Genomic DNA, 10,166 nt, shown 5'->3' with positions numbered 1-10,166 from the left:
CGCTGTCTCCTGCTGACTGATTGTCTGTCTTAGGTGCTGGAACTTCCTTAACCTCTAGCTTTGCAATATTGGCATAACGGCGAATACCGCTGTAAGACTTGTAGCTCAGCCATTGATAGCCATCTTGAGTGAGCACTTGGTCATAGTAAACACGGTCACCAGCATTGGCGTAAAAGGCGAGGGGTGCACTGGCAGACGGACTATTCTTGACTTCTGTACGCTCTGGATAGGTATAATAGCCTGAACTTGGGATATCTTTGCCACCGGTTCCGGACTGAGTTTTAGGGACTGAGGGTGCTGGAACTTCCTTAACCTCTAGCTTTGCAATATTGGCATAACGGCGAATGCCGCTGTAAGATTTGTAGCTCAGCCATTGATAGCCATCTTGAGTGAGCACTTGGTCATAGTAAACACGGTCACCAGCATTGGCGTAAAAGGCGAGGGGCGCACTGGCAGAGGGACTATTCTTGACTTCTGTACGCTCTGGATAGGTATAATAGCCTGAACTTGGGATATCTTTGCCAACCGCTTGAACCGTTGTCGCCACAGACGCTCTCGTCACAGCTGGCTTTGCTTGAGTCGGTGCTGAACTTTCGTTCTGCTGTGAGGTGACACTAACCGTTTGAACTGCTGATTGTGCCTCAACCTGAGCGGGCATAACATCCGTCTGGGTGGCAGTGTCCACCCTAGCTGGCGTTGCTGCTGCAGTACTTGTCACAGCGTCTGTGGGAGCAGACGTTTCTGCCGTGGCCTGAGCTGAATCCTGACTAGCTTGTTGAGACACAGATGCCTTGTCTGAAAGGACTGCAGTGTTACTGTCTTCTGTCTGAGAAGCTAAGCTATTCCCATCTTGAACGGGCTGGTCGGCAACGGTGGTTTGAACCGTTTGGTCTTGAGGCTGACTCGCTGGCACTGCTTGTTCATCAGCCAGTACTTGACCGCCGAAGAATAAACTAGCACCGATTAGGACTGAGGCCGCACCAAAGGAATATTTACGAATGGAAAAACGTTGTCTTTCATTCCAAATAGGAGCTCTTTTCATGAATTAATCTCCTTTCTTACTAAAATATTTGTTTTGTTATAAGTTAATCTCTAGGATTATTATAACAATAAAAGAAAGCGTTTTCAACATATAATTGTAATTTTTGTCATATTTTTGAAAAATTATCCCATAAAAAAAGAAGGCCGTTAAGCCTTCGATTACCAATTTTTACTTATTCCCCCAAAAATTCAGCCATATTCATATCATCTGGTACCAATTCTAGGTAGTGCTGGACGATTTGACGGGCCTGATCGCGGTAGCCAAATTCCCTCAAAATGTAGGCATAGTCCTGCAGAAACTCCGGATTGTCCTTGAGGTCATCAGCAATAGCTTGAAAATGCTCCAGCGCTTCTTCTTCCTGATCGAGGGCCTGATATGCCTTGGCTAAGTTCCACTTGGTCAGAACGCTGTCAATATCTTCCTGCTCAAGGGCAAGGACTCCCTGATAGCGCTCCTCTTCCAGATAAAGGTTAGACAGTCGCATCAGAACATCCTCTAGATCTTCTGCCAAATCCTTAGCAGATAAGAGATAAGTTTCTGCTGCCTTGCTGTCATGATTTTCATAGGACAGTTGGGAGGCTAGAAGCAAGAGCTGACTGTCAAACTCATTTTTGGACAGGCCTTGCTGGACTAATTTAAGAGCTTCTTCTATCTTATGCTCTTCATGCAGAGAGAGGGCGTAGACGTATTCATAACCTTCAAAATCAGGGTTCATAGTGTCCAGCTGTTTGAAGTAAAGGTTGGCTTTCTGATATTCCTCTTGATCATAGAGAATAGTTGCCAATTCAAAAACAGTTGCATCCTCATATTCGATTTGAACTGCTTTTTCCAAAAATTCCACAGCTGCTTCAAATTTTCCTAAGCTGGCATAGGCACGGCCGATACGCTGGTAGGTCGATACACCTGTTGTTCCCAGAATCTCACGATTATCTAGTTGGGCGTATTCTTTAATCGCTTGGTCAAAATTCCCCAGCTGATAATCCAGCTCAGCCAAGCCAAAGATAATCAAAGGTTCCTCGCTGATTTGTGAAGCCTCCAGCATCTTTTCACGCGCCACATCGGTCAATCCTTCTATATCATAGAGATCTGCCATGACCATGAGAGCAGACAGGTAATTAGGATCCTCTGGATCTATAGTATCCAGATAGCCGAAGGCCTCTTCAATTTCGCCATCTTCTGCTGCAATTTGGGCTAAATTGATGGCTACTTCGGGATAGGCAGCCAACTCTTGCAGATAGATTTCCTTAGCCTGCGGTAAAAAACCGATACTTTCGAGATATTGAGCCAAGGATAAAAGCGTCTCGGCATCGTCTTGGACCAAGGCTCTCTGGAAATATTTGTTAGCGTGCTCCAAATCTCCCTGATCCAGAGAAGCAATCATTTTTTCACTATTTAACACGGTCGTCTTGCTCACTTTCTTCATTGTAAAGGCCGCTGAAGTCGCGATACCAGTCAAAGATTTCCTTGACAACAACTTTCAGGGCCGAGTAGACTGGGATTCCTAAAAGTACCCCCCAGATACCAAAGACAGAACCAGAGGCCAAAAGGATGAAAAGAATCATAATCGGGTGAATGCTGAGTTTTGTTCCCAAGACCAGAGGTGAAACGAAACGTCCCTCAATGGTTTGCTCAATGGCAAAGGCAATCAGGACCTTAATCAGCATCCAAGGCCCTTCAACAAGCCCTAAAATCATAGCAGGAATCAAGGCTAAGAAGGAACCTAAGTAGGGAATCATATTGAGAAAGCCTGCTGAAATGCCCAGCGCTACAGCGTAACGCAGACCGATGATTGAAAAGAGAATGGAGAACATAATCCCGACAATAATAGCTACGGTTACTTGGCCTTGCACATAGCCCTGCCATTGAGAGTTGACATCACTGAGAATCCGGGAAATGGGTTTGCGCCAGTTGACTGGGATGGTTTTAAGAATATTTTCCTTGAGCTTGTCACTATCGCGCAGCAGGTAGAAAACAATAAAGGGCATCATTACGATAGCAATAGCTACCCTAGTTACAGCCGAGGCAAAGTCGCCAGCCCAGCTGACAATATTTTTAGAGAAGTTTTCAGCATAGTCAACGGCCTTGCTGCTATAATTGTTCACCCAATCTTCCAGTTGAGGGCGGATCATTTCAAAACGGCGATCGGCTAGGATTTGGTTGATCTGATGTTCAACAGACTTGATGTAATGAGGCAAATTATTGATGAAAGACAGGATTTGATCCTGCAACATAGGAAAGAGACTGGAACCGCCCCAAACCAAGAGACCGACAATCAGCACATAAACCAGACTAATGGCCCATGTTCGCCTGACATGCAGATGGCGTTCGACAAATCGAACCGGAGGTTTAAGCAGATAATAAATCAAAACCGAAATAACAATCGGTAACATCACTACGGTAACAAAGCTAGCCAGAGCTGTAAAAATAAAACTGACTTGGGTCAAGAGATAAAGAGCCAGAAAAGTCAGGATGATTACAACCAGACTGCTGACGAAGCGATTATCAAGGACCCATTTATAAAACCAACTCTCGTAAAATTTTTCGTTTTTCTTATCCATGTTATTCCTTAGTTATCATAAAATTGAACGGTTTTTTCAACCAAGTTTCCCAATTGGTCGTAGGTAAACTTAGCTGAGAAAAAAGGGGTATCCTGCAAAATCCACTTAAAAATTTCATAGTCCCCTTCCCAAGTTGGCTTGGACAGAACTTGGTCATAGGGAACCCATTCCAGTGTGCCTTCGCGTGACTCTTCATCAGAAATCAAATCGCCTTCAAAATCCGTTACCTTAAAAACATAGGTGTACCAGTCATGTCCCGGTGTGAATTCAGGAAAGGTAATCAGGCCTTTAAAATCCATTTTCTTAACGGTCAGATGGGTTTCTTCGAAAATTTCCCTTTGGGCACATTCCTCAGGTGTCTCACCTGCTTCAAGCTTACCTCCGACAGAAATCCACTTGCCTTCATGAACATCATTAGGCTTTTTATTGCGGAGCATAAGAAGCAGCTCTTTCCCATTATCAATATAGCAGATGGTGGCTAGTTTGGTCATAGGGTCTTCTTTCATTACTTATAATCAGTATATTTATTTTAACAAAAAAATGCTATAATTTCTTCATAGAAAAGGCTTTACGGCTTACGATTCGGCTGGTAACGGATAAAATGTCCAGCCTTTAGACAGAGAGGTTAATATGGAAGAAATCTATTTTGGCACCTATACTAAGCGTCAGTCTCAGGGAATTTATAAGGCTGACTTTGACAATGAGACTGGGCAACTGTCCAATCTCCAGTTAGTAGCCAGCCAGCAAAATCCAACCTATCTGGCTTTCAGTGCTGATGACTGTCTCTATAGTATCGCTAGTGATAAGAATCAAGGAGGGGTCGCAAGTTACTCTCCTGATTTCCAGCCTCTTAATCAGGTGGTTGAAGACGGAGCAGCTCCTTGTTATCTAGGTTTAGATGGCAAGCGAGATTTGGTTTTCTCAGCTAATTACCACACAGGGCAGGCTCTGATTTACAAGCGTCAGGATGATGGCCATTTAAAATTGGTCAATCGGATTGTCCATCAGGGTACTGGTCCTCATGCCCATCAAGATCATGCTAGAATTCATTTTGCTGATATCAGCCCCGATCGCTACTTATTGACCTGTGATTTGGGAACTGATGATTTAACCAGCTACGCCTTGAGTGAGTCTGGCAGGGTACAGCCTATTGATAATTACCACTTCCCCGCTGGCAGTGGCCCCCGTCACCTAGCCTTCCACCCTATTTTTAAACACGCCTTTGTGGTCTGTGAACTCGATTCAACGGTTCATAATTTGATTTATCAGGGGTGTGGAAATTTCGAGACTTATCAATCCATCACCACCCTGCCAGATGACTACTCTGGTTTCAATGCTCCTGCTGCTGTTGAAGTAACCAGCGATGGTTGGTTCCTCTACGTATCCAACCGCGGCCACAATTCCATCGCCTGCTACCAATTTATTCTGGACGGTTATATTCACTTGATTGATATTGTACCCAGTCATGGGAAAACACCACGAGATATCTGTCTGACTGCTGACGAAAAGTATCTTTTAGTTGCCCATCAAGATTCGGACAATATCACTGTCTTCCAACGCCATCCAGAAACTGGGAAACTGACAGAGGTCAACCATGATTTCTATGTTCCTGAAGCCGTTTGTCTGGTTAATCGGCCTAGGTCCTAAAACGATTGTGGGCTGATAAGGTACATCAATGTGATTATAAAGCTAGATCATTTACAGGAGATATTCTCATGTTCAAACCTGTCTTAGGGCTCAAGGCATCTGCTGACCCTCAGCAATTAGCCAGCCGTCTCCGTTATAAGCCGGAGGTTTTTGAATTTTACACCAGCCAGGAGGATTTTTCTAAGGAAGGACTCAAGCGGTTAGAAGAGGCTATTTTGCAGGTTCAGAATCAGACGACTAGGCGGATTGTGCTGCATCAGCCCATGAAGTATCAGGGGGAATTTCTAGAAATGATTATCCCGCAGATTCTCTTGCCTGAGACCTACTACTTTCTAGAAAAGTCAACTAATGATTTACTGGAGCTGGCCTTCGACCATGATTGTCAAGTTTTGATCCATGGTTCTTATGAGCTTAAAAATCCTCAAGTACTAGATTATTATGGCAGTCTTGAAAATGCCAAACAAACATCATTTGAGCGCTTGGACCAGTTTAGTCAGCTGGGTGGGCAACACATTCTCTTTGAAAATGGTATTTCACCGATTTTTTTCTTTGGAGACCCTAGCTATGACCAAGAGATTTTAGCAAGAGGGTATCGCTTAGCTTTCGATACTTCTCATGCCTTGATTAAGGCCAGAGGAGATAACCAAGCTTTATTAGACTCTCTGGAAAGGTTAAAAGCCAATAGTCATCACTACCACTTAGTAGACACCATGGGGAAGAGCCATGATAGTCTTCCTTTAGGACAAGGCATTACCGATTGGTCAGGCGTTTTAGAGCGACTTAATCCACAAGCCAGTGCTATCTATGAAATTGTCGTCAAGAATATCAATGATCCGCAAGAACAATTAGCCAGCCATGCGTTTTTAAGCAATCTAGTTTGATATTTAAAAGGGTTATGCTTTAATAAAAGAATAATCTCGGTCTTACCATAAAATAAAGGAGAGAAACAATGAATCCAAGCGAACTATTTAACCAAGTTAAGGAACTGATTGAGAAGAAGGATTTCTCAGCTGCTCAAGCTTTTATAGAACAGCACAAAGATGATTTGGGTGACTATTTTAATCAAGCCAAGGATCTCTTGGCAGGCGTCAAGGATGCTGATGGCGTCCTAGACAAGGTTAAGGGCCTTTTTGGTAAATAATAATTGAGAAAATGTTAGCTCTCAGCAAAAAACACAACTAACTCTTCCATCACTAAGGTGTCAAAAGATTTCGGTTGTGTTTTTTATTTATGAGACTTTAGTAAAAATTAACATCTTTAACCAGCAGGCTTTATGGTCTTATAACTTTAGTTCAAACCAGTTGTCAAACGGGGGTTTTGAAACTCAGCTCTCATATCTTTTCCCAAACGTAACCGCTTATTACTCTGTCTGGTGAGATATTTTACTGAGATTAAAGGGCAATACTTTTGGAAAACAAAAAAGTTGACGTTCACACTCAACTTTTCTTATTTATATAGCGTTCGATGGGATAGTCTTTCTTATCCAGCTGACCAGACTTCCCTACCAAGAGATTGACTAACTCTTTGGCAATCAGAGGGCCTGTGGTTAAGCCTGATGATCCTAAGCCTGAGGCTGCAAAGACCCCCGTCAGTTCAGGAACTTGCCCATAAAAAGGAGCAAAGTCACTGGTATAGGCTCGGGTTCCCACCCGTTCTTGATGCCGTGTAGCACGAGAAAGAATAGGCAGATAGGTCTCAGCCTGACTTTCTAACTCCTGTAAAATCTGAGCATCTGGTGTCAAATCATAGCCCTGCTCATTTTCGTGACTAGCGCCTACCGACACTTGTCCTGCCTTAAAAGGAATAATATCCAGTTCTCCTTCTGGCATGACAACAGGCCAGTTATCAGTTAGTAAATCATCAAAGAAATAGTCTCGCAACTGACCTTTCTGAGGACGGACAGCCACTTCATAACCGAGCGGTTCAAGAATTTCTGGCAACCAGGCCCCTGTTGCTAACAGAACCTGATCAAAGGACTGGCCAGCGAGCTGATAGGTTCCGTCTGCCAAGACTTTCAAACTGACCTTTCCCTGAATGACCTGACAGCTACTGGCTGCCAAAAGAGTCTCAGTTAGACTGGCTCCTTCAACTCGAGCGCCGCCAGAGGCGTAGAGCAGCTGGTCAAAGCCTTGCAAATTTGGAAACCTCTTATTCACTTCTTTCTGATTTATAATTTCAAGTTGACCAATCAGAGGGGATTCCTCTCGCCGACTGCTGGCCAACGCTTTTAGCTCTGCCAACTTAGTCTCATCATGCTTGAGCAAGTAGACACCTGTCTGCTTATAGAAGCTAGTATCCCAACCATCATTCTGCAAGTCAGTTATCAGGTCCTTATAGCAATCAGCTCCCAGACGAGCCATTTTATACCAAGCTTTATTGCGCCGCTTGGAAAACCAGGGACTGATAATACCAGCTGCTGCTTTGGTTGCCTGACCTTGTCCATGATCAAAGACCGTCAGCTGACAGTCTCTTTCTTTTGAGAGATAATAGGCAGCCGTTGCTCCAACGATACCTGCCCCGACTACTGCAACTTTCATAGTTCTCCTATCCTAAGGCCACATCCATGACCATCATTATCACAAAACCAAGCATCAAACCTAAAGTCGCAATATCAGTATTACCATTAGTCTGAGATTCTGGGATCAATTCTTCAACCACAACGAAGATCATGGCACCAGCTGCAAAGGAAAGAGCATAAGGGAGGATGGGCATCATCAGCATGACTAGACCCGCTCCTAAAACTGCTCCGATGGGCTCAACGATTGCTGACATAGACCCTAGATAGAAAGCTCGCAGGCGTGACTTACCATCGGCCCGAATTGGAATAGATAGAGCTGCTCCTTCAGGAACATTCTGAAGGCCAATCCCAATAGCCAATCCAATAGCACCTAAGAGAGCCGCTTGGCTAGGATGACCACCAGCTAATGCCCCAAAAGTGACACCGACAGCCAACCCTTCTGGAAAGTTATGGATGGTAATAGCCAAGAAAAGCAGGGCTGTCTTGGACAATTTCTTTGGAGGCTGAAGGCCTTCGGCTTGACTGACATCGGCCTTATCCAAGTGCAGGTGGGGAACTAGGGCATCAATCAAGCGAAGGGCCAGTCCCCCCACCAAAAAGCCAACTGCTGCTGGGACCCAAGACCAACCACCATAGTCAGCTTTGGAATAGCTAATGGAAGGCTCTAAGAGGGACCAGAACGAAGCGGCAATCATAACGCCCGCCGCAAAGCCCATCATGGTGTCTAAAAGCCGTCGACTGATGGCTTTAAAAAAGAAAACGATAGCTGCTCCAACAATAGTACAGCCCCAAGTAAAGAGGCCTGCTAGGAGGGCTAATAAAACGACATTTTGTGATAAAATCCAGTCCATACCTACCTCCTAAAGATGACTAAAAGGATTGGTGGAAGACTGACTTGGTAGAATATCTAGATCCCAGCCTGCCGCTTCTTTCCAAGCTGTCAGCTTCACCAGTAATTTTTCAATAAAGAGTACTTCAATGTGGTGACCAGGATCTATAGCCAGAAGGCCATCCGTCAGCATATCTTGGGCGGTGTGGTAATAAATGTCGCCCGTTATAAATACCTGAGCCCCTTTAGCTAGGGCATCCTGGTAAAAATTCTGACCGCTGCCACCGCAGATGGCGATCCGACTGACGGTTGGATTAGCACCATTATAACAAACCAATCGGACACTGTCCAAATCAAAGGCAGCTTTAACTTTTAGGGCTAAGTCTTCTAAGCTTTGTGGGTGAATATTTCCTACACGGCCAATACCATAACCATCAGCTGTAGGGGTCAAGTACTCTCTTTCTTGGATATCCAAGAGGTCACAAAACCAGTCATTGAGACCATCAGGAACGATATCAATATTGGTATGGCTGACGTAGACAGCGATATCGTGCTTGACTAGATCTAAAAGGATGTCATTACGTGGACTGCTAGTCAGATCCTTGAGAGGACGAAAGACGGGGGCGTGCTTGGTAATAATCAAGTCAATCTCTTTTTCGATAGCTTCTGCAACTGTATTTTCTCGAACATCCAAAGTCACCATAACCCGCTTGATGTCCCTATTTAGATCCCCTACTTGGAGTCCGGAAATATCCCCTTCCATTGAAAGCTCTTGCGGGCAATAGCCTTCATATTTTTCAATAAATTCTTTAGCCTTCATTTAATCGCCTCCTTAATAGCTTCTATTCTTTGTTTGATAGCCAGCCGGTCTCCTTGATTCACTTCTGGAATCTTGGTCAGGGCCAATTCCAGTTTTTCTAACTCTCTGCGCCATTTGGCTAGAAATCCTGCTGATTTTTCTTCTAGGTGTCTTGGACCAAAGCGCTGCTCGAATGGGCTTAGCCCTTCCCGTCCAGGCTGGGCCACAATGATTTCATAGAATTTTCTCTTTTCTGTCATGATCTTCTCGGCAATAATTTGAAAATCATGGTCTGACAGCCAAGCTCGGACATCATCCTCGCGATTATTAGGCTGGAGAACCAGACGATCTAAATCTGTTAACTTTTCCTGACCAGCTGTCAAAATATCCGCAATCAGTCGTCCCCCCATGCCACAGATAGCAATAGTCGTCACGCCATCAGCAGAATCAAAGGCATCTAGGCCGTCAGCTAGACGGACCTCTATTTGCTGGTTTAAGCCAGCTGCCGCTACATTAGCCAGAGCCGACCTGCAAGGCCCCTGTGCAACCTCGCCGGCAATGGCCGAGTTGATCAGCCCTTCCTGTAAAAGATAGATAGGGAGATAGGCGTGATCGCTACCCACATCCAACAATTTAGCCCCTCCGGGAATAAAATCTGCCACATCCAGCAGACGCTGTGAAATATTTGTTTCCATAATCATTATTATAGCAGAAAAACGCCTTCTTGCCTCCTTATCTTCGGTCAGAACGGCAAAAGGCCAAGACCATTTGTG

The 10,166-nt window shown here is 44.6% G+C and carries 11 protein-coding genes; 3 read left to right on the top strand and 8 right to left on the bottom strand.

Translation table 11 applies throughout. The annotated features are described in order from the left end of the window. The 4 genes from G7Y32_RS03250 to G7Y32_RS03235 form a co-directional block, all read right to left on the bottom strand. On the bottom strand, positions 1–1,042 hold a 1,042-nt coding region (locus G7Y32_RS03250), incomplete at its 3' end, for an SH3 domain-containing protein (RefSeq protein ID WP_165210534.1). Positions 1,043–1,214: 172 nt separating this feature from the next. Beyond that, entirely contained in the window at positions 1,215–2,441 is a 1,227-nt protein-coding gene (locus G7Y32_RS03245; protein ID WP_165210531.1) for a tetratricopeptide repeat protein, read from the bottom strand. Further along, on the bottom strand, positions 2,431–3,600 hold the full coding sequence (locus G7Y32_RS03240; protein ID WP_165210528.1) for an AI-2E family transporter: 1,170 nt from the start codon (positions 3,598–3,600) through the stop codon (positions 2,431–2,433). Before G7Y32_RS03240 ends, G7Y32_RS03245 begins: the two co-directional genes overlap by 11 nt. An 8-nt stretch (positions 3,601–3,608) precedes the next feature. Then, positions 3,609–4,091, bottom strand: a complete 483-nt coding sequence (locus G7Y32_RS03235) for an NUDIX hydrolase (protein ID WP_165210525.1) — start codon at positions 4,089–4,091, stop codon at positions 3,609–3,611. A 139-nt stretch (positions 4,092–4,230) separates the two neighbouring features. On the opposite strand from G7Y32_RS03235, the gene G7Y32_RS03230 reads away from it, so the two are divergent. The 3 genes from G7Y32_RS03230 to G7Y32_RS03220 all read left to right on the top strand — a co-directional run bounded on the left by G7Y32_RS03230 (position 4,231) and on the right by G7Y32_RS03220 (position 6,388). After that, the gene (locus tag G7Y32_RS03230) at positions 4,231–5,247 is read left to right on the top strand and encodes a lactonase family protein (RefSeq protein WP_165210522.1); all 1,017 of its coding nucleotides are present in this window, start codon (positions 4,231–4,233) and stop codon (positions 5,245–5,247) included. 68 nt (positions 5,248–5,315) lie between these two features. Next, positions 5,316–6,128, top strand: coding sequence for a sugar phosphate isomerase/epimerase (locus G7Y32_RS03225; protein ID WP_165210519.1), 813 nt, complete (start codon positions 5,316–5,318; stop codon positions 6,126–6,128). 68 nt (positions 6,129–6,196) lie between these two features. Beyond that, entirely contained in the window at positions 6,197–6,388 is a 192-nt protein-coding gene (locus G7Y32_RS03220; protein ID WP_165210516.1) for a hypothetical protein, read from the top strand. 295 nt (positions 6,389–6,683) lie between these two features. Here the strand turns inward: G7Y32_RS03220 and G7Y32_RS03215 are convergent, their stop codons facing one another. From G7Y32_RS03215 to G7Y32_RS03200, 4 genes are read right to left on the bottom strand one after another with little or no spacing between them, the layout of a single operon-like run. Then, positions 6,684–7,784, bottom strand: a complete 1,101-nt coding sequence (locus tag G7Y32_RS03215; RefSeq protein ID WP_165210513.1) for an NAD(P)/FAD-dependent oxidoreductase — start codon at positions 7,782–7,784, stop codon at positions 6,684–6,686. A gap of 7 nt (positions 7,785–7,791) precedes the next feature. Then, positions 7,792–8,616 carry a ZIP family metal transporter gene (locus G7Y32_RS03210; protein WP_165210510.1) on the bottom strand — a complete coding sequence of 275 codons (825 nt, stop codon included), beginning with the start codon at positions 8,614–8,616 and terminating at the stop codon, positions 7,792–7,794. Between the two features lie 9 nt (positions 8,617–8,625). Further along, complete coding sequence (locus G7Y32_RS03205) at positions 8,626–9,414, bottom strand: Nif3-like dinuclear metal center hexameric protein (RefSeq protein ID WP_165210507.1); 789 nt, start codon at positions 9,412–9,414, stop codon at positions 8,626–8,628. Then, positions 9,411–10,088, bottom strand: a complete 678-nt coding sequence (locus G7Y32_RS03200; protein WP_165210504.1) for a tRNA (adenine(22)-N(1))-methyltransferase — start codon at positions 10,086–10,088, stop codon at positions 9,411–9,413. The genes G7Y32_RS03205 and G7Y32_RS03200 overlap by 4 nt, the downstream gene beginning before the upstream one ends. Positions 10,089–10,166 lie beyond the last annotated feature (78 nt).

The organism is Streptococcus tangpeifui, assembly GCF_011038795.1.
In the GTDB taxonomy this organism is placed as follows: Bacteria; Bacillota; Bacilli; order Lactobacillales; family Streptococcaceae; genus Streptococcus; species Streptococcus tangpeifui.
Note: the sequence above shows the minus strand (reverse complement) of the source record. Positions and strands in the feature narration are given on the sequence as shown.

What these genes read in the sequence shown, in the direction of transcription:
- G7Y32_RS03240 (WP_165210528.1), bottom strand. Translation starts at nt 3,600, where the DNA reads ATGGATAAGAAAAACGAAAAATTTTACGAGAGTTGGTTTTATAAATGG.
- G7Y32_RS03235 (WP_165210525.1), bottom strand. Translation starts at nt 4,091, where the DNA reads ATGACCAAACTAGCCACCATCTGCTATATTGATAATGGGAAAGAGCTG.
- G7Y32_RS03230 (WP_165210522.1), top strand. Translation starts at nt 4,231, where the DNA reads ATGGAAGAAATCTATTTTGGCACCTATACTAAGCGTCAGTCTCAGGGA.
- G7Y32_RS03225 (WP_165210519.1), top strand. Translation starts at nt 5,316, where the DNA reads ATGTTCAAACCTGTCTTAGGGCTCAAGGCATCTGCTGACCCTCAGCAA.
- G7Y32_RS03220 (WP_165210516.1), top strand. Translation starts at nt 6,197, where the DNA reads ATGAATCCAAGCGAACTATTTAACCAAGTTAAGGAACTGATTGAGAAG.
- G7Y32_RS03215 (WP_165210513.1), bottom strand. Translation starts at nt 7,784, where the DNA reads ATGAAAGTTGCAGTAGTCGGGGCAGGTATCGTTGGAGCAACGGCTGCC.
- G7Y32_RS03210 (WP_165210510.1), bottom strand. Translation starts at nt 8,616, where the DNA reads ATGGACTGGATTTTATCACAAAATGTCGTTTTATTAGCCCTCCTAGCA.
- G7Y32_RS03205 (WP_165210507.1), bottom strand. Translation starts at nt 9,414, where the DNA reads ATGAAGGCTAAAGAATTTATTGAAAAATATGAAGGCTATTGCCCGCAA.
- G7Y32_RS03200 (WP_165210504.1), bottom strand. Translation starts at nt 10,088, where the DNA reads ATGGAAACAAATATTTCACAGCGTCTGCTGGATGTGGCAGATTTTATT.